The sequence below is a fragment of the Rhodococcus sp. MT28 genome (assembly GCF_058792695.1).
This window is the reverse complement of sequence record NZ_JBXAFD010000001.1, coordinates 750,237-771,526: the sequence shown is the minus strand read 5'-3', so window position 1 is coordinate 771,526 and position 21,290 is coordinate 750,237. Positions and strand designations below refer to the sequence as shown.

The window sequence follows — 21,290 nt, the reverse complement described above, 5'->3', positions numbered from 1 at the left end:
GTCAGCTCTTCGACCGAGTACTCAGGCCGACACCGACTCCGACGGTTCCCGCCGCCACCAGTCCGGCGAGCGGGACAGCCCAGTGTCCGGCAAATGTGCAGGCGAGAACCAGGATTGCACTCACCGGTAGAACGGCCTGCTCGATCCTGTCGCGCTTGAAGTGGCGTGAATGCATGAGCCACACGAAGATCAGGAACATCGCGGCCGGAATCGTGACCGCGGCAGATGCTGCGAACGTCGAAATGTGCGCTTCGCCAACTGCTTCCTCGACGGCTACTTCGATGCCGGCGCCGATGGCCGCAGCGGATCCGAATACGAAGTAGTGCCCGTATCCCCACAACAGGACGGCGCGATTGCCTTGGTCTGCGAGGTACTCGTGGATCGGGACGGCGAAGTAGATCCACAACGCGGAGAACACGATCAGAACTCCGCCGACGGCAATCGGAATCAGTAGATCGGCGGCGTCGAAATCCCGGATGCCGGATTGGACCGCGATGGTCGCGGCAGCGATGGTTTCGCCGAGCATGATGATGGTGAAGAGGCCGTAGCGTTCGGCGATGTGATGCGGGTGCCACGGCGTCTGGTGGTTGCGTTCGGCGATCGCCGGCACCGCGAGTTCGGCGATCATGAGAACGAAGAAGCCCGGAATCCACGCCGACGCCGGCATCAGAAGCAGCACGATCCAGCCGGCCTGGACGATCACGAGCCCGGCGGCATATTGCAGAGCAGTCGTTCGCGCTGCACCGGATTCACCGCTGGCGGCTCGAAGCCATTGGCAGGTGAGCGCAATTCGCATGATGAGGTAGCCGACGATGGCCGTCGTACGGTCGGTTCCGTCGAATGCGTCGGGGATTCCGGCGGCGAAGACGAGCACGCCACAAATCTGTACGAAGGTCGCGACCCGGTAGGGGACGTCGTCCGTGTCGTAGGCAGACGCGAACCAGGTGAAGTTCACCCACGCCCACCACAGCGCGAAGAAGACGAACATATAGCCGGCGATGCCGTCGGCGTAGTGGCCCTCGGCAACAGCATGCACCAGTTGAACTCCGGCCTGTGCGGCTGCAACCACGAAACACAGGTCGAAGAACAGTTCGAGTGGTGTCGATGCGCGATGGTTCTCGTCGCGGCTGCGTGCGCGCATCCGGATGATCGGCATAACGGCCCGGCCGTGGCCCGCGCCCGTACTGGTGTGTTCTGTCATCGTCCCCACCTTGCTCCGACGTCTAGTGCAGGAGCGCAGTCTAGGGCGAATTCCGTCGGGTCGACGAATGAGACATTTCGCCCCTCACCACACGAGAACGGGTTTGATGACGCGCCCCGACGCTTGATCTTCGACGGCTTTGTTGATGTCGGAGAAGGCGTAGCGCGTCACCAAGCGGTCGATCGGAAACCGGCCACCAGTGAAGAGTTCGACGAGTTCGGGGATGAACGTCGAGACTTCCGACTCTCCTTCGATGCATCCTCGAATTGTCTTTCCGCTCAGCATGATGTCGGCCATGTTCATCTCGACCGTGGACGCTCCGAGTCCGACTACCGCCAGCGTTCCCCGTGCTCGAAGTGATGTGACGGCTTGATTGATCACGGAGCCGATTCCGGTGGTGTCGAGGGAATGTGTCGAACCTCCGTCGGTGGCGGCGCGTACTGCTTCGACCGCGTCCTCGGTGGTCGGATCGACAGTGACGGCGCCGAATTCCTCGGCGAGTGCGCGCCGCTGCGCAACGGGGTCCACGGCGACCAGGGTGGAAACGCCGGCAGCCCTCGCTGCCAGTAGCGCTGCGAGTCCGACGCTGCCGGCTCCGAAGACGACAAACGTCGAGTCGGGCTCGGGGCGAAGTAGATTCAGCACGGCACCCGCGCCGGTTTGAAATCCGCAGCCGAGGGGAGCCGCGACGGTCAGGTCCACTGCAGGATCGACGACGACGGTGTTGTCGGCAGTGGCGATGACGTATTCCGCGAAGCTGGACTGGCCGAAGAATGCGGACCGTATCGGAGTTCCGCTTCGCCGGACCGGCGTCGAGCCGTCGGTGCGTGCGCCAGAGCTGTTGAGCCCGTGTGAGCTTTCGCAGTACGCCCGATGGCCGCTGAGACACTGCCTGCACACACCGCAACTGCGGTAGCTCAGCAACACGTGATCACCGGGCGCAATGCTGTCGATCGACGAGCCGACGGCCTCGACCACCCCCGCCCCTTCGTGCCCGAACACGCAGGGGCCGAGCCTTTCCGGTAGCACCGACTTCGTGAACAGATCTGTGTGGCACAGGCCGGTAGCGACGATGCGAACCAGGATCTCGTCTGCGCGGGGTTCGTCGATTTCAACGGTGTCGAGTGTGAAGGGGGAGTGCGGGCCGTGTGAGAGCGCCGCTGTCATCTGCATGGAGGATCTCGAATTCTGTTCGGCGCGAATCACGCTCGCTCGAGCAGGAAGTAGTAGTGCTGCCCACCGTCGAGAACCAGCGCCGACTTTCCGTTCATGATGCCCATCAGTGTCGAGTCGTCGACCTTCTTGAAGTGGTCGAAGATCGGCGCACCGTCGTAGACCATCGTTGCCGTGACTTCGCCACGAAACTCGATGTTCCACAGGCTTGCTTCGCCATTGCCGCCCTTGACGTCGGAATGGAGGTTGCCGTCTTCGTCTCGGCAGATCAACGGCTTGGCGTCCTCGACCGAGTTGAAGGTCTTGCCGTACCAACGGCTCGCGAACAGCTTTTCGTGAAGCCGGTGACCGGTGGCGAAGTCGTCACCCTTCCACTCGCCGAGGATTTCTTCGGCGGCGACGGTTTCCAGCGCGGCCCACACTTCGTCGAGTTCTGCTGGTGATACACCACTTTCCGCAGCACGGAGCCGGGCGAAAGCAGTTCGGGCTTCGTCGAGATTCATGTCTCTCCTCGAGTCGACGGTAAGTGGCACGACTTGTCCGCGAACCAAATTGTTCGTCAACTCTGCACGCTACGCCGAACCGGATGGTTCGGCAACGGTCGATTCGTTCTAGGCTGTCAACATGCGCTCAGCAGGGGAAGCTACGAGGGACCGCATTCTGGCGGCCGCAAAGGACGAATTTGCCACGTACGGGCTGGCCGGCGCGCGGATCAATCGGATCGCCGCGCAAGCGCGTGCCAGCAAAGACCGTCTCTATGCGTACTTCGCAAGCAAGGAAGAGTTGTTCGCTGCCGTGACCGAACAGTGGACGTCCGAAACAACAGCGGAGACAGCACTTCGAGGTGACGACTTGCCGGGCTATGCAGGTCGCCTCTTCGACAACTACGTTGCCCATCCCGAGAACGCCCGATTGCAGCAATGGGCGGATCTCGAAGCGCCGGACGTCATGAGCGAGGACGACATACGAAGCAAGACCTTCCGGCCTAAAGTTGCGGAAATCCGCAAGGGGCAGCTCGAGGGACACATCGACCCCGCGTGGAATCCCACGGAGTTGATCCTGCTGATCACGGATATCGCCCGGATGCTCGCGCTCAAGTCGACTCGTTCCATCCCTCGACGTCGGGAGGCGGCAGTCGAGGCGGTTCGGCGTTTGATTGTGGCGTAGCGAGTCCAAACGCGAACGTCCACGCCCGTCGCTGTGTGGTTGCCCGGATTTACGGATTTCTCAGTAACGGTGCGTACGTTGGGCGTCGGCTCGTTGACGCCCTCGGGATGTTGACGTGCCGCCAAAACTTTTGTCGTCGACTGTTCAGATGCTGGTGAGCAAAAGGATCGCGGCCGGCCACCCTGACTGAATATCGTCGACGCCGAGCGTGTTCCTTCGGTGCGCGCACCTGTTCAGCATCTGGAGTGGACCCGTGTCGAAGTGGCCGTGCATATGAAGATCTCGAAGAAGGTAGCGCTGGTCGTTGTGGCTGCTTGCGCCCTGACGTTGGGATCGGCGCAAGTCGGAACCGCCCGCGCGGATGCGCCGGTCAAGGTCAGCGTGGCCGGTCATGTGGTGAGCGCCGGGCACTTCGAGCAGGTGCGGCGCCCCAACCGGTGTGTGAAGGCCGGGACGGGGAAGTCGAAACCGAGCGAGCAGAAGTCCACGAATCGCAGTGGGCGTCGAGGCAGCGGGGGATGCTTCTGACAGTGATTGCGAAGTTCCGCAATCAGCCGTCGCAAATCTGTAACACGTTCTAATCTTGCAGTATGGACGTGACTTACGAAGGGACCAAACGCGAAGTCGCTACCGACAGGGGGACTTTGCGCTATCACGAGGCGGGCGATGGTCCGCCGTTGATCCTGTTGCACGGCTCCGGGATCGGCGTGAGTGGATGGCGGAATTACCGGGGGAACCTCGAGGTGTTCGCAAAGCACTTCCACTGCTACCTCCTCGAGTTCCCGGGGTTCGGCGTGAGCGATCCCGTCGACGGTCATCCAGTTCTCACGGCAACCTCGGCGGTGGTTCGATTCATGGATGCGCTGGGAATCGAATCCGCTGCGATGATCGGCAATTCGATGGGCGGAGTTGTCGGGGTCAACGTCGCGATGAGGTTCCCTGACCGCGTCCGCAGATTGGTCACCATCGGAGGCGTGGGCCCGAACATCTTCAGTCAGAACCCGAGCGAAGGTACGCGTCTCCTCCAGGAATTCGCCGACGCTCCCAGCCGTGAGAAGTTGGTTCGCTGGCTCGAGTGCATGGTTTACGACAGATCCGTGATCACCGAGGAGCGGATCGAGGAACGATGGCAAACGGCCAACGATCCGGCCTCGCACCAGGCATTGACCGCGATGTACGGATCCAAAGCCTTTGCCGCTCAGCAGCAGATGATGTCCAACTCGGATGTGCCGCCGTACTGGTCGATGATGCACAAGGTGCAATGCCCGACCTTGCTGACATGGGGGCTCGATGATCGGCAGTGTCCACCGGACATGCCGATGATTCCGATGCGACTGATTCCGAACGCCGAACTGCACGTATTCCCGAACTGCGGGCACTGGGTGATGATCGAAGCCAAGGAGGCATTCGAGCGCGTGACCCTCGAGTTCCTGCTTCGATGACCTGCTGATGCATTGATGTGGCACGAATTGATGTGGCATGAACGCACAAGACCCGGCGCCTCTGAATGAGGCGCCGGGTCTGTGTTTGTGCCCCCAGTAGGACTCGAACCTACGACCTGCGGATTAAAAGTCCGTAGCTCTACCAACTGAGCTATAGGGGCGCGGCGCAGAGTCTAACGGGACCGCAGAGTCCGTGAAAACACCACCCCCACCAGAAGGGCGATTCCGATGACGGCGATGGTCCCGCCCGTGCGATGCAGACCCGCGTCGTCGATGGTTCCGCGCATGGTCAACTCGATGACGACGGCAGCAAGGTTGGCGCCGATGTACTGGATTGTTCGGTACAGACCGATCGCAGTTCCGACGTCGGCGGAGGTGGTCACCGAGTTGATCAGGTTCTGGTTTCCCATGTTGTTGAAGCCGTTGGGAATGCCCAGGATCGCCGCAATCAGCAGGAGTGCCACAAGGGGAGTCGAACTCGATTCGACGAAGGCGATCAGAATCCCGCCGACAGCCAACGCGGCGGTGCCGATCAGGAGGGTGATCCGTGCGCCGAATTTCCCGTACACCCTGGACGCGGACATGGTCGCGAAGATCCCGACCGCAGCGACGGGCAGCATGAAGAGCCCGGCGCTGATCGGTGACATTCCGCGGGCTACCTGTAGCCACTGGGGGAGTCCGAAGAGGATGCAGTAGAACGCTGTGTAAGTCAGCAGGGTCCGGCCGAGAGTCATGCTCAGTGCGCGGTTTCGGACGACGGCGCGGACGTCGATGAACGCCGAGGCCGTTCGACGTTCCCACCAGACGAACAGGAACGCGAAGAGGGCCGTCGACGGGACGAGGTACCACTTCGCGTGCTCGGCGAGAGAGAGGAGAAAGAGCATCGTCGATGTCGTCAGAGCCAGAAACAGGGTGATACCGAGTGGGTCGAGAGACTTGAACAACGCAGCGGCGCCGGCCCGGTCGGGCAGGGCGGAGTCGCTCGGGGCGGCGAAGAAGACCCATACGGCAGTGACGACGACAAGTGGGAGGTTCACCCACATGATCGATTGCCAACCGAGTGTGCCGACCAACAACCCGCCGAGAGTGGGCCCCAGCGCGACGACCGATTGAGCGCAAATGGTGAGTGTTGCTATAGCTGAACGGGTTTGAGTCCGGTGGCGGTCAGCGTATTCGCGGATGACGGTCATCGCGTTCGGATACTGTGTCGCCGTGCCGATTCCGAGCAGGATTCGTGCGGCGATCAGCCAGCCCAGCGACGGGGCGAGCGAGCCGAGGATCGATCCGGCAGCGATCAGGCCCAATCCGGCGAGGTAGACGCGTTTGGCGCCGAGGATCGATCCGAGTCGACCAGCCGCCGGTGCCGTGACCGCAGTCGCGATGTAGAGGGCCGAGATGACCCACGCTGTGCCTGAACTGGAACCGAAGTATGTGGCGATCGGGACGATTGCCACCGCAATCATCGACGAGTTCAGCGCTTGAAGAACGGTTCCGGAGCCGAGAGCAAGACTCAGTTTCAGTGGAACGGGAGTTTGGGGGGTCGGCGTTTCGATGACGGTGGTCACGAGTTCATCAGTGACTCCTCTGATATCGATGTCGATGCTGGGGACTCGCCCTGGCCGAGTCTTCGCAGGATTCGGCCGGCGATCAGAAGCAAGTCACGCTCGGCTTCGGTGCACTCGGCGTCGATGACCTCGGCCAGCCACTCTGTTCGTTTCGTTCGGTCTTCGTGAAGGGTCGATGTGCCGAGTTCGGTCATCGTGACCAAGACCGCGCGGCCGTCCGATGGATCCGCCCTTCGCGTCACCATGCCCTGCTCTTCGAGCGCGGCCACGGTCTTTGCGATTGATTGCGGCGTGACGCGCTCGAATTTTGCCAATTCTTTGGCGGTCGACGGACCTTGTCGGTCGAGGTGGCCGAGGGCCTGGATCTGGCTCGGCGTGAGCTTGTGGTCGTTGCGTTTGGTGCGTAGACGTCGGACGAAGGCACCCAGATCGTCCCAAAGTACGTCGATCTCGTCTCGAGCCTTGCTGCGACCCTCTCCATCGTTCATTTAGACAGTCTAACTGTGTTGTTTCGATGCTGCCAGTACGGTTTCGACGGAAAAGGGGGAATAAACAATTGCACTAGTTGTTTAAAACCTTGGAACTGCTGTCCATCGGTCGGCGAAGCAGTTCCGTCTGCGAGGTCGAATTATCAGAATCTCGGGCACGAAAAAGCTCGGATGCGCACCCCCTGCGGCGCACCCGAGCGGCCAAAACCATACCACTTGGTGTCTTTTGGGCATAAAGTCGGTTCTTGTCCCCTGAACAGCCGATTGCGTCTAGTACTTTTGGCGGGTATGGCTCTAGTCCTTACGTAGGGTGTGTTGGAGGGGATATTGTGAAGTTTCGGGGGATGACAGGCGCCGATCACGGCGGCTCTGCGTACCAACTCTGCGAGAGGCACAACACCGTAAATGGCACGTCAACAAGAGCGTGCGCGGCGTACCCGCGCCGCCCTGGTCGAAGCGGCTGCAGTCGAATTCGCCAAGCGCGGCTATGCAGCTGCGTCGGTGAACACGATCCTCGAGGGCTCCCGCGCCACCAAAGGCGCCATGTATTTCCATTTCCAGTCCAAGGAAGAGTTGGCGCGAGCGGTTCTGACCTCGGCTATCGAAACCTTCACTGGAATTACTGATCGTTGGGCCAAGAGAACAGACCTCGATCCATTCGTCGCTTTGCACGGTCTCGTGCTCGACATTGCCGAGGTCTTCCGTGCCGAGGTGATCGTGCAGGCGGAATTCCGGCTGATCATCGAGCCCGAGTTCTACAAGGATGTGCAGTCCGGTGGTGGGCAGGTCTGGGGAAAGACCGCCTATGAGTTGGCATTGCGTGCCAAGGACGACGGTTTGCTCCGAGAAGACGCCGACCCGGACAAATTCACGCGTGTACTGGCAGCGAGCCTTGCCGGCCAGCGGTACATGGCAGACCTGATTGCCTCCAGTGGAGATCTGGGCGAGTGGTTCGAGGAGTCTCTCGAAGTAGTCCTCGAAGCCATGGCTACGCCGCAGTGGTTGGAGACGTTCCATCGTGACGGGTGGCCCCAAGTCGAGTTCCCTGACACTGAATAGTGCACTTTTCTGCCCGTGAACAGGCGATTTGTGATTTCCGAATGCCGTGCCATAAGCTATCCAAGCTCCCAACGGAACGCCGTTGGGGTACTAGTTCGGAGAGATCCGGCGGGCCCCCTTCGTCTAGCGGCCTAGGACGCCGCCCTTTCAAGGCGGTAGCGCGGGTTCGAATCCCGTAGGGGGTACGTTTTGCGAAAGCGAAACGATGCAGTATGGTTTGACCCGCACGACACGCTTTGAGATGCACAAATGCCAGGCCAGGACAGTGGTTTGGGAGCGGCTCGAAGATGTAGTACGGTTTCACAGCAAGGAAAAAGCAAGGCCCTGTGGCGCAGTTGGTTAGCGCGCCGCCCTGTCACGGCGGAGGTCGCGGGTTCGAGTCCCGTCAGGGTCGCAAAGCTTTGTTCTCAACCGATTGAGAACAAAGCAATGCGATAGGCATTCGGTTCGGGTGCCGTCCGGCCAGGTAGCTCAGTTGGTACGAGCGTCCGCCTGAAAAGCGGAAGGTCGCCGGTTCGATCCCGGCCCTGGCCACCATAATTCTTATCGAAAAGCTCCAACCTCATGTTCTTCGAACATAAGGTTGGAGCTTTTTCGTGTTCGGATGTCAGTCGCCGTCAACCACTCGGCCCGATCATCTCAGTTATGCGCATCCTTTGTCTCCGTGAATGTTTCCGGTCACCGGGAACGTGCTGGGCGTCACTCCACAGAGGACATCACTATTAGCCGATTGCGGCCGATCCGTGGCTGCGTCTACTGAAAGTGAGGTGGAATCTCCGTGTCGCACTCGAGATCTTGGCGCATCGGGAAAGTCAGCCGGGTCGCCGTCGCATTGTTCGGCACCGGGGTTCTGTTGGTGGGCTGCGCGAGCAACGGTGACGACAGCGGGACCGATACGACGACCGCGTCGGCGGACGTCGTGACCGGCATGGTCAACGAGCAGCCCGATCCGGGAACTGCGGTGGCCGGCGGGACCATGACGTACGGCGTACAGGTGCTCGTTCCCTCACTCGACCCGACGAAGACGGCCGCGCGCGGCGGTTCCGGCGGTGAGGCCTTCGCTGCTGTGTACGACGTCCTGATGAGTTACAACACTGCGAGCGGCGAGTTCGAGCCCAAGTTGGCTCAATCGCTCGAGACAGCTGACGACGGAGCCACCTGGACGCTGAAACTTCGCGACGGTGTGAAGTTCAGTGACGGCACCACCCTCGACGCCAACGCCGTGATCGCGAGCATCGATCGGTACAACGCGGGCAAGGGCAATGGCGCCGAACTGTGGCTGGCTTCGGTGGAATCGGCGCAGGCAAGCGGTCCGACGACAGTGGAATTCAAGCTGAAGACGCCGTGGATGCGTTTTCCGTCGATGCTCGCTCTCGGGCACGGGATGATCGTCGCCCCGAGTTCGCAGCAGGGCGACAAGTTCACCGCCGTCGGAGCCGGACCCTTCACCGAAGATGTCTTCACACCGAGCGTCGAGCGAATCTTCAAGGCCAACCCGTCCTACTACGGCGGCGCCCCCAAGCTGGACAAGTTGCGGATGGTTGCGCTCAACGGTCCGCAGGCCAATCTCGAATCATTGAACAGCGGTCAGCTCGATGTCGCCTACATTCGCGGCCTCACGTCGGCGATCAATTCCGCCAAGTCCGCTGGCTACCCCGGCTACATCGACGTGCTCAATGCCGGTAGTGCCGAGATTATCAACAACCGTGAGGGCCGACCGGGCTCGGATGTTCGCGTCCGTCAGGCTATCGGCTACGCGCTCGACACCACGTTGATCGATCAGCGAGTGGAAAACGGTGAGGGACTGCCGGGCTCGGAGTTGTTCGGTCCGACGTCTCAATGGCATGTAGACACACCGGGTATTGCCTACGACCCCGAAAAGTCGAAGGAACTTTTGAATCAGGCGAAGGCAGACGGGTACGACGGCAGCCTCGACTACGTCGTTCTCAGTGAGCCGAAGGACCACGCGATCGGCCTCGCCGTGCAGTCACTGTTGCAGGCCGTCGGGTTCGAGGTGAACTTGATCTTGGCCAACAACGCCGGCGACATCGTGCAGAACGTCTACGTCAAGCACGATTTCGACCTCGCGCACGCGGGCATCGGAATGTACGAGTCGATTCTCGATCTCGGATTGTTCTCCACGACCAACAGCACCTCGATGGCGAATACTGCTGGATATGCGAACCCGGCGATGGATCAGCTGATCGCAGATCTACAACAGGCCAAGGACAATTCGTCGACCCTGGCGATCATCGGCAAAATTCAGACGCTGTGGAACGAGACGGTTCCATCGGCGCCGATCGGCGGGCTGACGTCGTTCTGGGCTTGGCAGAAGAATGTTCACGGTGTCGTTCCCACTGCCACGGGAATCATGCTGTTCGATCAGGCATGGATGGGCGCGAAGTAGCGTTTCAGCGCACACCGAGAGCCCCGTCCGACGCGAGTCGGGCGGGGCTCTTTGGTGTCTACGTCGGCTAGCGTTGCGCAACCCTTTCGATCAGGATGATTGTATTGAAATATGTTGTTGGTCAATATGATTCGCCGATCGTGATTTGACTTGTTCAGCGTCGCCCGCATAGATTGCATCCACCATCCAGAGTGGCTGAGAGACCTGGCTCGATGATGCCGCAGCAACCCGCTTCGTTTGCGCAGTGTGGGTGCTACCGCCAGGACCGATGGAGGACACATGACTGTATTTGCCGTGGGTATCGAACTTGACGGCGAGGGCACTCACCCCGCTGCCTGGCGCCGAAGCTCACATCGCCCGGATCAGTTGCTCACGGGTAAGGCCGTGCGCGATCGCGTCGCGGCTGCCGAGAATGCGGGCTTCACCTTCGCGACGTTCGACGATTCCATCCTCCCTCCGAGTGGTGACGTTGTCGGCCGCATCGATGCCGTCTCCAGGGCGTCATACGTGGCGGCGACGACCAGCACGATCGGACTGGTCCCCGTCGTCGGGACCACGTACGCCGAACCGTTCCACACCTCTTCGCAATTGGCGACATTGGACTACTCCTCGCGTGGGCGTGGCGGCTGGCTTGCTGTTCCGGTCGAAGACGATGCCGCGGCGAGGGCGTGGGGGAGGGCTCCGGTAACAACGGAGTCGGCGCGTCAGCAAGAGCAGCGGGATTCGGTCACCGTTGTGACCGATCTCTGGGACTCGTGGGAGGACGACGCCGTCGTTCGTGACTATCTCAGTGGGCGTTTCCTCGAACGTGATCGTCTGCATTACGTCAATTTCGAGGGCGACACGTTCTCGGTGAAGGGGCCGGCAATCGTTCCGCGGCCGCCTCAAGGCCAGTTGGTGGTGTTCGGCCGCTACGGCGAAATCGATCCACGCCAGCCGGATGTTGTTCTCGTTTCCGGTGATTCGGTGGAGACCATTGCACAGTCGGCTGCCAAGGCGCGCGATGAGGGCGCGTCATTGGTGTTCGCCGAGGTCGATGTGGCATTCGATACGCCGAATCTGTCTGCGGCGCAGCGGAGGACCGAGCTGAACTCGTACGGGAATGCCGTCGTCACCGGCCGACTGCTCCTGGCTGCAGATCCGGGGGAAGCGGCCGTGGTTCTGAAGGAATTGGCGGGACACCTCGACGGTGTTCATTTCCATGCTCTCGTGATCGACGAGGACCTTCCGGTGCTGGCCAAATTCGTGCTTCCGACGCTGTCCAAAGCCGGGTTGACGCGACGCCCGGTTCCGGGATCGACCCTGAGGGGCAACCTCGGTCTGCAGCGGCCCGCAAATCGATTCGCCCACTCCTCCTGACTTGACTTCGCGCTAAGGATATTTCGGCCATGACTGCATCACGCTCCGCCGTACCTCGACCCGACGCTCACGTTCACTTCGGCGTCTTCTTCCAGGGGGTCAACCACACCACCATCTGGTCCGATTCCTCGAGCGGATCCCAGATCGACTTCGAGACGTTTCGGCGGTTGGTACTCACCGCCGAGCGAGGTCTGTTCGACGCCTTCTTCCTCGGTGAAGGCCTGCGGCTTCGGGAACAGAACGGCAAGATTCTCGATCTGGATATCGCCGGCCGCCCCGACGCCATTGCGCAGTTGGCCGCTCTCGCCGGTATCACCGACAAGATCGGTTTGGTCGCGACACAGAACACCACGTACAACGAACCGGCCGACCTTGCGCGTCGACTCTCCGGCCTCGACCTACTTTCCGACGGACGGGCCGGCTGGAATGCGGTGACCACCGACAACGCGTGGACGGGAGAGAACTTCCGTCGCGGTGGTTTCCTCGACCACTCCCTGCGCTACGAGCGTGCCGGGCAGTTCATCGAAACCGCGCGGGCACTGTGGGATTCGTGGGCCGACGACGCGATCTCGGATTCTCGCACGTCCGAGAACTGGTCTACTCCGGGTGCCGTCGGCGACGTGCGCAGGCAGACTTCACAGTTCGACATCTCCGTGACGCCGACGCTTCCCCGAAGCCGCCAGGGGCATCCGGTCATCTTCCAAGCGGGTGATTCCCCGAGTGGACGCGATTTCGCGGCGACCCATGCCGACGTCATCTTCTCGCGACACGGGACTCATTTCGACGGCGCGCTCGACTTCGCCGACGACATTCGGGCTCGGTTGCGTAAAGCCGGGCGACCGGAGGACGACGTCAAGATCTTGCCCAGCACGCAGATCGTGTTGGCGGAGAACGAGTCCGAAGTCGAGGAGAAGGCAAGGTGGGTCCTCGAAGGCCAGTTCACCGGTCAGACTGCCCTCTCTCTCGTCGGACTGGTGTGGGGTAAGGACCTTTCCGATCGAGACCCCGACGGTCCACTCCCCGAGGAAGATCCGGTTGCCCGCCCGGTTTCGGAGACGCGCGGTTCCGCACGGGACGGCAACGACCCCATTGCGATCGCGCGTGAATGGCGTGCTCTTGCCGAGGCAAAGAATCTGTCCCTACGTCAGGTCGCCATCGAAACCTCGCAGCGTTCGGGTTTTGCGGGCACTCCGGGGCAGGTCGCAGATCAGTTGGTCCATTGGGTGCGCAACGGAGCTTCGGACGGCTTCAACATCTCGCCGTACCTGGTGCCGACCGGGCTCGACGAGATCGTCGACTGGTTGATCCCGGAACTGCAGGAGCGTGGGGCGTACCGCACCGAGTACTCCACGTCGACGCTGCGAGAGCACTTGGGGTTGCGACCGCCGCTCACGCGTCGGGCCACGTCTGAAGCTGCGGGGTAACGGGTCCTGTCCCACACAGTCACAGCGACGGCCGAATCCACCAAGCTCGGTTCGGCCGTCCGCTGGGAAATCGTCGTCTGCGTAGCTGCGGGTTTCACCACCCTTCTCGATTCGGCGGTGCTCGGAATCGGGGTTCCGTCGATCCGGGCGTCGCTGGGCGCGTCGACCTCGGAGGTGCAGTGGATCCTTGCGAGCTATTCGCTGACTTTCGGCTTGGCCCTGGTGCCGGCGGGCCGACTCGGTGACGTCGTCGGGCGTCGACGCTTGTTCTTGGCGGGCCTGAGCATTTTCGCGGTGATGGGAATCCTCGGAGCGTGTGCGTCGGATCCGTCGATGATCGTGTTGGCCCGGCTGGGGCAAGGGATCGGCGCAGGCACCATCAGTTCGCAGGTGCTCGGCATCATCACCGACCGGGTGTCCGGAAAGGCTCGGGCGAAGGCGTTGGGCGCGTACAGCACCGCGGGTGGTCTGGCCGGCGTTTCCGGACCGATCCTCGGTGGCGTACTGCTGAAGTATTCCGACGCCGACTTCGGATGGCGGTTGCTTCTCGTTCTCAACGTGCCGTTTGCTCTGATCACACTGATTCTGGCGTTTCGCTTTCTGCGCCGTGATCGAACCACCCGATCGGGCGCGTCGATCGATCCGGTTGGGCTGTGTCTGCTGGCGACTACGACCGGGCTCCTGTTGTGGCCCATCGTGACCCGGACCAGTGTTACTGTCGCCGCGGCTTTCCTGATCGGTGCGTTCGGCGTTGCCGTTGCCTTCTGGTTCTGGGAACGTCGGTACGCCGAGCGCGGCGGGACGCCGGTACTGCTTCCGTCGTTGATCGCCTCACGGGGCTTCCGACTGGGTACGACGGTTGCACTCTTCTGGTTCGGATCCATCCTCGCCGTCAACGCGGTGCTCAGCCTCTATCTGATCGAAGGTTTGGGCTTCGCCCCGCTGAGTGCGGCGTTGATCATGACCGGTAGCTCACTCGCGATGGCATTGACGTCGGCTTTCGGATGGCGGCTGGTTGCCAGGTTCGGCCGAAGTGCAGTGGTTTTTGCCATAGTCGGCGAGATCCTTGTCATCCTCGGGTACATCGCAGCGGTCAATCTGATTCCGCGGGAACATCTGATCCCGGTGCTGGTGGTCCTGGCGGTGTTGTCGGGAGTTGCCAGCGGTTTGGTCGACGCGCCCAATCGGGTGCTGACTCTCGAATATGCACCGCCGGGCGCGAACGGTGTTGCGGCGGGTTTCCTTCAACTGTCTCAGCGCCTGTCAGCGACCATCTCGCTGGCCGCGGTATCGGGGTTGTATCTCGGTGTACTCGGATGCTCGCCCGACGGATATGGACGTGCGTTCGGGATCGCGCTTGCCGTCTGCGTGGTCATGTTGACGCTCTCGTTGGCGGGGGCGGTGGCAGACCGACGCCGGCGAAGGACGTGACCTGGTATTTCGTGGGTCTACATGGACCTCGGGAGGCCGAGCCCGTGTGACTCATGGGACTTGTGTTACCCATGGGTTAGGAGTCGTGGGACGATACTTGTGTGGTGACCGGTCGCAGTGAAGACAAGCCCAACGGTCGCGGGAGTGGAGAGCCAGTTAACTCACCCCGTGGATCGTCGGACAAACGTGACCGCGCATCGACACCCTTCCGCGCTCGAACGGCGATGTGGACCAATCGGCCTCTGTTCGATTTCCATATGATCGTCGGTCTGGTCGTGCTGATCGTCGCGTTCGGACTGCTGATGGTGCTGTCGTCTTCGGGCGTCGAATCCTATGTGTTGTCCGGGACGTCCTATGCCAGATTCTGGCCCCAGTGCATGTTCGCGGCGATCGGCTTGGTGATGTTCGTGGCAGTCGTGCGGTTGCCGACCGAAACGATGCGTAGAGCGTCCCCGTGGCTGCTGATCCTGTGTCTTGTTCTGCTTGTCCTGGTGCTGATTCCAGGTATCGGCTCGGAACAGATGGGTGCTCGCAGCTGGTTCGTGATCGCGGGCATTTCCTTCCAGCCGTCGGAGCTGGCCAAACTTGCTCTGGCGATCTGGTCCGCAGCGACGGTTGCGTCGTTCATGAAGGCGCGGATGGACGTCAACCGCGCGCTGCCGGTGATCGGCGGTACGACGTTGCTGGTTCTGGTTCTGGTGGTGTTGGAGAAGGACCTCGGAACCACCATCACCATCGGCATCATCTTCATGTCGGTGCTGTGGTTCGGGCTGTTCCGGATGAAGACATTCATCAGCCTCACACTCGGTTCCGCAGTCGCATTTCTCGTGCTCGGGCTTACTGCTGGTTACCGCTCGGATCGCATCAAGGCTTTCCTCAATCCTGATCTCGACCCGCAGGGTTTGAACTTCCAGAGCACTCAGGCCAAGTACGCACTGGCGAACGGAGGCATCTTCGGGCGCGGTCTAGGACAGTCCGACGCCAAATGGAGCTATCTCCCGCAGGCGCACAACGACTTCATTTTTGCCGTGATCGGTGAAGAGTTGGGTCTGGTCGGCGCGCTGATCGTCGTCGCTCTCTTTGCCGCGGTTCTGATCGTCGGGCTGCGGATCGCGAAACGGTCCACTGATCCGTTCCTCAAAGTCATGACAGCGACGGCAACGACGTTGATCGTCGTGCAGGCGTTCATCAACATCGCCTACGTCGTCGGCCTGATTCCGGTGACCGGTCTGCAACTACCGCTCATCTCGGCGGGCGGAACGTCGATGATCACCACCCTGCTGATGTTCGGGCTCATCGCGCACGCAGCCTTCCGTGAGCCCGAGGCTGTCGCCTCGGCCGAGAGCAGCGGTCGCGGCTGGATTCCTCTGGTCTTCGGCAAGCCTCGGTTCGGCATTGCCAAGAAGCCACAGACCGATCGACGGAGGCCGCCAGCTCGCCGCGCCCAGCGTGCTCCAACTGGGCAACGCCGACCGGAACGACGGGCACCACAACCCGACAGACGCCGGGCTCCAGCTCCGGGCCGACGCGCACCCTCTCGCGACTGGTCGGAAGATCCACGTAGACGCGGCCGATCCGATCGGCCGCGGCGCGCTTCCTGATCTGGGCCAGTTCCACTGGCGGGCAGTTCGGAAGCGGGCAGTCATGCACCCGACAATTGCGTTGGGCGGCTACATTGGGAGTCGGCAAAACGACGTCTAAAAAGGGTTGTGGACATGGCAGGTGGCGACAAGGCAGACCAGTCGGTGGTCGAACGTAGCTCGGTGACCGGACGTCGTACGACGCCGTCGCAGCGAGCGCGTTTTCGCCGGATTGTCGACGCCGCAATGGAATCCGCCTCCGAAGGCGGCTACGACGCGGTGCAGATGCGATCGGTGGCCGATCGCGCCGGCGTCGCGATCGGCACTGTTTACCGGTATTTCCCGTCCAAGAACCACATGCTTGTCGTCGCATTGTTGTGGATGTTCGAGGGTTTGCGTGACAGATTCCAAGACTTTGTAATCCCGGGCGAGACTCCGTCGGACCGGATTCTGTTTGTGCTGCGCAAGAATACGGAGGTCCTCGAGACCGATCACCTCCGTTACGAAGCGTTGGTTCGGGCGTACATGTTCGCGGACGCGTCGGCGACCCCGGAACTCAACGCGCTCGGTGGGGTCGTGACCGAGATGTTCGCGAAGGCGATCGGTGTCGAGGAAGTCTCGCAGCAGCAGTTGGACGCGGTGAAGGTGATCGACGACGTCTGGATGTCGAGTCTCGTCTCGTGGGTTGCGGGCCGGATGACGACGGACGAGGTGATGGCGCACCTCGAACTTGCCGTGCGACTGGTCTTTCGCAAGTTGGGCGGATAGCGCTCAGACGGTGTAGCCACCGTCGACGTTGAGCTTCTGACCGCTGATGAATCCGGCCGCGTCGCTTGCGAGGAAACATACTGCTTCGGCGATGTCGGCAGCTGATCCGAAGCGCTTCAACGGGATTCGGCTCATCGTCACGTCGAGCGCGCCTTGGTCGAGTTCGGCGGAGCTGATCAGGCGCTCCGCCATTCCGTCCGTCAACATGCCTGGTCCTACAGCGTTGAACCGGACGCCGTAGCGTCCTTCCTCTGCGGCGAATCCGCGAACAAGTTGTTCGACAGCCCCTTTGGTGCCAGCGGAGAGTCCGTCGCGCACGGGAAAGCGATCCGTTGCCGCGGTTGTCACCGCCACCACCGAACCCGAGGATGCACGCAGCGCAGGCAGGGCGGTGTGGACGAGGGTGAAGAACGCCGCGGCCTCCTGGTTGAGTTGTTCGGTGAAGAACGCCGGCGTCACACGTGAGAGGTGTGTCATCGGGACGTGCGGTCCCGCAGCGTGGACCAGCGTCGTCAATGTGCCCAGATCATCGACCGCATCGTTGACGGCGGCGCTGATCGACAACTCGTCGGTCAAGTCGAGAGAGTACGAGTGGGCGCGCACGCCATGCGCTCGAATCTGCTCGCTCAGTTGCTCGGCAGCGCCCTTGTTGTTTCGGTAGGTGAAGGCGACGTCGTGTCCGCGTTCGGCAAGGGTCAGGGCGATCGCCGACCCGATTCCACCGGTTCCGCCGCTGACAAAAGCGGTGCGTACTGCGCTCACAATGCCTCCAGATGTCTGCCGATTCCAAACCGAACAAATGCTTGGTTGGGGTGCCAATCGGAATATATCAGTCCGCGAAGGACAGGCTCAGATTGCTATCGCAACCGGACTGATCGTCCTAATCTGTTGCCATGTCCGGAGACAGTGTGCAGTTGACCGACGGGGCGCCCGGTGGGGAATCGGAACCTCACGCACCGAGTTTGAACAATCGCCTGAACTGGCTGCGTGCAGGTGTTCTGGGTGCAAACGACGGAATCGTCTCGACCGCAGGCCTCGTGGTCGGTGTTGCGGCAGCCACAACCGAGCGCTCAGCAATCTTCACAGCCGGTTTTGCTGGACTGGTTGCCGGCGCTGTGTCCATGGCGTTGGGCGAGTACGTCTCGGTCAGCGCTCAGCGGGATACCGAACGCGCACTCCTGCAGAAGGAGAAGAAGGAACTCCTCGAGACCCCGGAGGCTGAACTTCAGGAACTGACCGAGATCTACGAGAACAAGGGATTGAGTCCGGAGACGGCCCGCCGCGTCGCCGAAGAATTAACCGAGCACGACGCCTTCGCGGCGCACGTAGAAGTCGAATTGGGTATCGATCCAGACGATCTCACCAATCCGTGGCATGCAGCGATTTCGTCGGCAATCTCGTTCACGATCGGCGCGGCGATCCCGTTGGTCGCAATTCTGGTGCCGCCGACAGGCATCCGCGTCCCCATCGCATTTTTCGCGGTGCTGATCGCACTTGCGCTGACCGGGACGATCAGCGCGACGCTCGGCGGAGCTCGCAAGACCAGAGCGGTGCTACGCGTGGTGATCGGTGGCGCGCTGGCGATGGCCGTGACGTACGGAGTAGGTCAGTTGGTGGGCACGGGTCTCGCCTGACCCCTGCTGTGCGCCTTTATTAACCGCGGGGGGTGAAGAAAGGCGCACAGCAATTCAGGCGCGACAGATCATGACCGGCCCTGGCGCATGGTGCAGCAGATTCTGGCTGGTGGAGCCCATCACGGCGCCCGCCATCGCACTGCGGCCGTGACTTCCGACAACTATCAACTGTGCGTCGTCGGCGTATTTGAGCATGACGGGAGCAGCGGCACCGGGTTCACTGATGCGGGTGACCGGCACGTCCGGGTACTGGTCGGCCATACCGGCTAGATTTTCCGCCAGTAGCGCCGATTCCTCCTGCTCGACAGCCTCCCAGTCGATCAGGATTCCCGCTCCGCCTTCGCGGAAGGTGGACGAGCCCTGCCAGGTGTGGACCGCGATGAGCGGCGCGTCGAACTGATCGGCATAACGAAACGCGTAATCGACGGCCTTCTTGCTCAACGCGCTTCCGTCCACTCCGACGATGACGGGACGCTGATCCGGACCGGGATTCTCCGCCGAACCACGCCACACGGTGACCGGACAGGTTGCATGATTGGCCACCTTCAGTGCGGTCGATCCGAGCAGCCGTGAGCGCAGTGCGCCCGATCCGGTCGACCCCATCACGATCAGGCGTGCGGTACCCGAGGATTCGAGGATATGCGTCGACGCCGGCCCTGGCGCGATCTCGGATTCGATGGTCAGTTCGGGGAATTCGGCCGAAATCACCGTGGCGGCGGCATCGACGATCGCCTCGCCGTCTTCGCGGATCTGGCTGAGGAACTGTGACTGCAACATCACTGCAGCGGGACTGTAGATCGGGCCCTCTTGCGGCAGGGCGTGCGCCAGAATCAGTCGTGAGTTCACCGCGTTCGCGACGGAGGCCGCCCACCGGGCCGCCGCCGTCGAGGCCTCGGATCCGTCGATACCGGCGACGACATCCTGGTGTCCTGCAAGTGTGTTCATGTCTACTCCCTCTGAAATGATCGAGATCGGTCGACTGGTTACAGCGACGTCACCAGAGTGACGATGCTGACTTCACGGCTTCCTTCCACGTCTTGCGTAGCAGGGTCGATTGCCCGTCGGCTATTTCCAGTTCTCGTCGGTAGGCCATGCCCAATCCGAAACTGGTGAGCGAGGTATGCTCCTGCTCGGCTGCCATTGCAAGTAGATGATGTTGGGCGACAACGGAATCCTGGTGCTCGCCGAGAACATCCTGGAAGTGGCTGAAATGCTTCAGTGCACGCTTCGCTCGGCTCTTCGACACGGGTTCCATGACCTCGATCGCGTACTTCATCCGCTTGGCTCCCTTGCGGGCGCGGTGCATTCGCTCGTCACGCTCGGTGCGGCTATCGGCATCGAAGACGTGATCGACCCGCTTACCGACCTTGTGTGCCAGGTGCCGCAGGGTATGGGCCAACTCTCGTGCCGATGCCTTCTTTCCGACGCGGTGGGTGGCGGTGTCGAATTCGAGGTCGCCGACGTACTCGTCGAGGCGATCGAGCAGCGTGGTGTATCGCTCGGAATCGAGCGCCTCGAGGGCTGTTTCCTGGGCGGTTTCACCACGTGCAGAGAAGAACTCGTCGATTCGAGCTCGCACAGCTTCTCGCTCGGGCATCTCGTCGATTTCGCCGAGGCGTTCCACAAGACGCTGCCACTGGACCTCGACGTCGCGGGCGTCACCGAACTTTCCACCGATCCACCGCAGATCCGTGATGAGATCGTCGGTCTTGGGGGAGTGGCCGGCGTACGACTGCAGAGCGCTGCGGATGCGACGTGCCGCAACCCGGAAGTCGTGAACGGCTTCGTCGTCGGCCCGACGCGTGCCGAGATCCGCGGCGACCAGTGCGCGCAATTGTTCGATGAGGTAATTACGCAACAAGATCCGCGGATTCGACGCCTTGCCCGAGGTGACCTCGTGACCGGCGTACGGTGTGACCGACGTGCCCAGTGCTCGTTTGAGTTTGGACGGACTCGCAGAGCGCTCCAGCCCGGCGTCCAGTAGAACCGACTCGATTGCATCGGCCAGCTCTTGCCCGCCTGCGCCTTGTTCGACCTCGACTTCCTGCCACGTCGACTCTCCGGAACCGTCTGCCTTGCAGGCGATGACGGTGTCGGAGACCACTTCGGCAAGCAGCACACCGTTTTCGCCGTTGAGCCTGGTGCGCTCCCGATCGGTGATGATCAGGGCGACCGGCACCAGATCGTGACCGCGAATGATCGCCCGGATCAGACTCGACAGCGGCGAGGGCACATCGGTGCTCTCGTCCGGGGGAAGTTGGATTTCGGTTCGAGTGTCCTGGCCTGCGGGAAGTTTCATGTGCCACCCCGCGTCGTCGCCACCCTCACGCTTGCGCAGCGTGATCTTCTCGGCCAGCAACCGGTAGTCCGCGGTGTCGAAGTAGGTGGCAGAGAGCTGTATCGAGTCGTGGACCGGTTCGCCGACAACACCGGGAAGTCCGCCCAAGGCGGGAACTTCCTGCTCGGCCGGCGCCTCGTACTTGCGCTCGATCTCCCGTACGGCTTCGGGTACGACGGCGGTCTTGCTCATCTGGTCTCCTCTTGCGGTGCGGTCTGCGCTTCCATCCTCCCGGTATCGGAGGCGCAGTGGAA

General features: G+C 61.8%; 19 protein-coding genes, 4 tRNA genes and 1 riboswitch. Of the genes, 14 read left to right on the top strand and 9 right to left on the bottom strand.

What is annotated here, in order from left to right:
* Position 1 precedes the first annotated feature (1 nt).
* The 3 genes from AC1Q6C_RS03655 to AC1Q6C_RS03645 form a co-directional block, all read right to left on the bottom strand.
* Positions 2-1,201 carry a low temperature requirement protein A gene (locus tag AC1Q6C_RS03655; RefSeq protein WP_007733865.1) on the bottom strand — a complete coding sequence of 400 codons (1,200 nt, stop codon included), beginning with the start codon at positions 1,199-1,201 and terminating at the stop codon, positions 2-4.
* Positions 1,202-1,285: 84 nt separating this feature from the next.
* Complete coding sequence (locus AC1Q6C_RS03650) at positions 1,286-2,374, bottom strand: NAD(P)-dependent alcohol dehydrogenase (RefSeq protein ID WP_054188965.1); 1,089 nt, start codon at positions 2,372-2,374, stop codon at positions 1,286-1,288.
* Between the two features lie 29 nt (positions 2,375-2,403).
* Complete coding sequence (locus AC1Q6C_RS03645) at positions 2,404-2,877, bottom strand: DUF4334 domain-containing protein (RefSeq protein WP_492666380.1); 474 nt, start codon at positions 2,875-2,877, stop codon at positions 2,404-2,406.
* Positions 2,878-2,998: 121 nt separating this feature from the next.
* On the opposite strand from AC1Q6C_RS03645, the gene AC1Q6C_RS03640 reads away from it, so the two are divergent.
* The 3 genes from AC1Q6C_RS03640 to AC1Q6C_RS03630 all read left to right on the top strand — a co-directional run bounded on the left by AC1Q6C_RS03640 (position 2,999) and on the right by AC1Q6C_RS03630 (position 4,983).
* Positions 2,999-3,541, top strand: coding sequence for a TetR/AcrR family transcriptional regulator (locus AC1Q6C_RS03640; RefSeq protein ID WP_042451377.1), 543 nt, complete (start codon positions 2,999-3,001; stop codon positions 3,539-3,541).
* Between the two features lie 219 nt (positions 3,542-3,760).
* Entirely contained in the window at positions 3,761-4,069 is a 309-nt protein-coding gene (locus tag AC1Q6C_RS03635; RefSeq protein WP_136470805.1) for a hypothetical protein, read from the top strand.
* Between the two features lie 62 nt (positions 4,070-4,131).
* Positions 4,132-4,983, top strand: coding sequence for an alpha/beta fold hydrolase (locus AC1Q6C_RS03630; RefSeq protein WP_042451375.1), 852 nt, complete (start codon positions 4,132-4,134; stop codon positions 4,981-4,983).
* A gap of 88 nt (positions 4,984-5,071) precedes the next feature.
* Here the strand turns inward: AC1Q6C_RS03630 and AC1Q6C_RS03625 are convergent.
* The 3 genes from AC1Q6C_RS03625 to AC1Q6C_RS03615 all read right to left on the bottom strand — a co-directional run bounded on the left by AC1Q6C_RS03625 (position 5,072) and on the right by AC1Q6C_RS03615 (position 7,036).
* A tRNA-Lys gene (locus AC1Q6C_RS03625) sits at positions 5,072-5,144 on the bottom strand.
* Positions 5,145-5,156: 12 nt separating this feature from the next.
* Positions 5,157-6,548: an MFS transporter gene (locus AC1Q6C_RS03620; protein WP_492666379.1), complete on the bottom strand. Its 1,392-nt coding sequence runs from the start codon at positions 6,546-6,548 to the stop codon at positions 5,157-5,159.
* A complete protein-coding gene (locus AC1Q6C_RS03615) occupies positions 6,545-7,036 on the bottom strand; it encodes a MarR family winged helix-turn-helix transcriptional regulator (protein WP_042451369.1) in 492 nt (163 codons plus the stop codon). The genes AC1Q6C_RS03620 and AC1Q6C_RS03615 overlap by 4 nt, the downstream gene beginning before the upstream one ends.
* Before the next feature lie 405 nt (positions 7,037-7,441).
* Here AC1Q6C_RS03615 and AC1Q6C_RS03610 point away from each other — a divergent pair, with 405 nt between their 5' ends.
* From AC1Q6C_RS03610 to AC1Q6C_RS03565, 10 genes are all read left to right on the top strand, one after another.
* The gene (locus AC1Q6C_RS03610) at positions 7,442-8,095 is read left to right on the top strand and encodes a TetR family transcriptional regulator (RefSeq protein WP_003940323.1); all 654 of its coding nucleotides are present in this window, start codon (positions 7,442-7,444) and stop codon (positions 8,093-8,095) included.
* A gap of 112 nt (positions 8,096-8,207) precedes the next feature.
* Positions 8,208-8,280 (top strand) — tRNA-Glu (locus AC1Q6C_RS03605).
* A 135-nt stretch (positions 8,281-8,415) separates the two neighbouring features.
* Positions 8,416-8,489: transfer RNA gene (locus AC1Q6C_RS03600), tRNA-Asp, on the top strand.
* Positions 8,490-8,555: 66 nt separating this feature from the next.
* Positions 8,556-8,632: transfer RNA gene (locus tag AC1Q6C_RS03595), tRNA-Phe, on the top strand.
* A 241-nt stretch (positions 8,633-8,873) separates the two neighbouring features.
* On the top strand, positions 8,874-10,502 hold the full coding sequence (locus AC1Q6C_RS03590; protein WP_050654777.1) for an ABC transporter substrate-binding protein: 1,629 nt from the start codon (positions 8,874-8,876) through the stop codon (positions 10,500-10,502).
* Positions 10,503-10,681: 179 nt separating this feature from the next.
* A riboswitch (SAM riboswitch) is annotated at positions 10,682-10,777 on the top strand.
* Between the two features lie 4 nt (positions 10,778-10,781).
* Complete coding sequence (locus AC1Q6C_RS03585; protein ID WP_073512769.1) at positions 10,782-11,861, top strand: LLM class flavin-dependent oxidoreductase; 1,080 nt, start codon at positions 10,782-10,784, stop codon at positions 11,859-11,861.
* A 29-nt stretch (positions 11,862-11,890) separates the two neighbouring features.
* Positions 11,891-13,285, top strand: a complete 1,395-nt coding sequence (locus AC1Q6C_RS03580) for an NtaA/DmoA family FMN-dependent monooxygenase (RefSeq protein ID WP_081558347.1) — start codon at positions 11,891-11,893, stop codon at positions 13,283-13,285.
* A 69-nt stretch (positions 13,286-13,354) separates the two neighbouring features.
* Positions 13,355-14,716, top strand: coding sequence for an MFS transporter (locus AC1Q6C_RS03575; RefSeq protein WP_128637942.1), 1,362 nt, complete (start codon positions 13,355-13,357; stop codon positions 14,714-14,716).
* Between the two features lie 257 nt (positions 14,717-14,973).
* Positions 14,974-16,317 (top strand): putative lipid II flippase FtsW, encoded by a 1,344-nt coding sequence (gene ftsW, locus AC1Q6C_RS03570; RefSeq protein WP_492666378.1) that lies wholly within the window; start codon positions 14,974-14,976, stop codon positions 16,315-16,317.
* A gap of 114 nt (positions 16,318-16,431) precedes the next feature.
* On the top strand, positions 16,432-17,064 hold the full coding sequence (locus AC1Q6C_RS03565; RefSeq protein ID WP_007733896.1) for a TetR family transcriptional regulator: 633 nt from the start codon (positions 16,432-16,434) through the stop codon (positions 17,062-17,064).
* Between the two features lie 3 nt (positions 17,065-17,067).
* On the opposite strand, the gene AC1Q6C_RS03560 is transcribed toward AC1Q6C_RS03565, so the two are convergent.
* Entirely contained in the window at positions 17,068-17,826 is a 759-nt protein-coding gene (locus AC1Q6C_RS03560; protein ID WP_007733899.1) for an SDR family NAD(P)-dependent oxidoreductase, read from the bottom strand.
* A 131-nt stretch (positions 17,827-17,957) separates the two neighbouring features.
* On the opposite strand from AC1Q6C_RS03560, the gene AC1Q6C_RS03555 reads away from it, so the two are divergent.
* Positions 17,958-18,698: a VIT1/CCC1 transporter family protein gene (locus AC1Q6C_RS03555; RefSeq protein WP_007733901.1), complete on the top strand. Its 741-nt coding sequence runs from the start codon at positions 17,958-17,960 to the stop codon at positions 18,696-18,698.
* Between the two features lie 54 nt (positions 18,699-18,752).
* Here the strand turns inward: AC1Q6C_RS03555 and AC1Q6C_RS03550 are convergent, their stop codons facing one another.
* Together AC1Q6C_RS03550 and AC1Q6C_RS03545 are read right to left on the bottom strand one after the other, a co-directional pair.
* Complete coding sequence (locus tag AC1Q6C_RS03550) at positions 18,753-19,643, bottom strand: universal stress protein (RefSeq protein WP_492666377.1); 891 nt, start codon at positions 19,641-19,643, stop codon at positions 18,753-18,755.
* Positions 19,644-19,692: 49 nt separating this feature from the next.
* The gene (locus tag AC1Q6C_RS03545) at positions 19,693-21,228 is read right to left on the bottom strand and encodes a CYTH and CHAD domain-containing protein (protein ID WP_042922247.1); all 1,536 of its coding nucleotides are present in this window, start codon (positions 21,226-21,228) and stop codon (positions 19,693-19,695) included.
* Positions 21,229-21,290 lie beyond the last annotated feature (62 nt).

Excerpts from the sequence above, each read along its gene's own strand:
- AC1Q6C_RS03610 (WP_003940323.1), top strand. The coding sequence starts at position 7,442 with ATGGCACGTCAACAAGAGCGTGCGCGGCGTACCCGCGCCGCCCTGGTC.
- AC1Q6C_RS03655 (WP_007733865.1), bottom strand. The coding sequence starts at position 1,201 with ATGACAGAACACACCAGTACGGGCGCGGGCCACGGCCGGGCCGTTATG.
- AC1Q6C_RS03630 (WP_042451375.1), top strand. The coding sequence starts at position 4,132 with ATGGACGTGACTTACGAAGGGACCAAACGCGAAGTCGCTACCGACAGG.
- AC1Q6C_RS03650 (WP_054188965.1), bottom strand. The coding sequence starts at position 2,374 with ATGCAGATGACAGCGGCGCTCTCACACGGCCCGCACTCCCCCTTCACA.
- AC1Q6C_RS03550 (WP_492666377.1), bottom strand. The coding sequence starts at position 19,643 with ATGAACACACTTGCAGGACACCAGGATGTCGTCGCCGGTATCGACGGA.
- AC1Q6C_RS03640 (WP_042451377.1), top strand. The coding sequence starts at position 2,999 with ATGCGCTCAGCAGGGGAAGCTACGAGGGACCGCATTCTGGCGGCCGCA.
- AC1Q6C_RS03615 (WP_042451369.1), bottom strand. The coding sequence starts at position 7,036 with ATGAACGATGGAGAGGGTCGCAGCAAGGCTCGAGACGAGATCGACGTA.
- AC1Q6C_RS03565 (WP_007733896.1), top strand. The coding sequence starts at position 16,432 with ATGGCAGGTGGCGACAAGGCAGACCAGTCGGTGGTCGAACGTAGCTCG.
- AC1Q6C_RS03585 (WP_073512769.1), top strand. The coding sequence starts at position 10,782 with ATGACTGTATTTGCCGTGGGTATCGAACTTGACGGCGAGGGCACTCAC.
- AC1Q6C_RS03555 (WP_007733901.1), top strand. The coding sequence starts at position 17,958 with ATGTCCGGAGACAGTGTGCAGTTGACCGACGGGGCGCCCGGTGGGGAA.
- AC1Q6C_RS03580 (WP_081558347.1), top strand. The coding sequence starts at position 11,891 with ATGACTGCATCACGCTCCGCCGTACCTCGACCCGACGCTCACGTTCAC.
- AC1Q6C_RS03545 (WP_042922247.1), bottom strand. The coding sequence starts at position 21,228 with ATGAGCAAGACCGCCGTCGTACCCGAAGCCGTACGGGAGATCGAGCGC.
- AC1Q6C_RS03645 (WP_492666380.1), bottom strand. The coding sequence starts at position 2,877 with ATGAATCTCGACGAAGCCCGAACTGCTTTCGCCCGGCTCCGTGCTGCG.
- ftsW (WP_492666378.1), top strand. The coding sequence starts at position 14,974 with ATGATCGTCGGTCTGGTCGTGCTGATCGTCGCGTTCGGACTGCTGATG.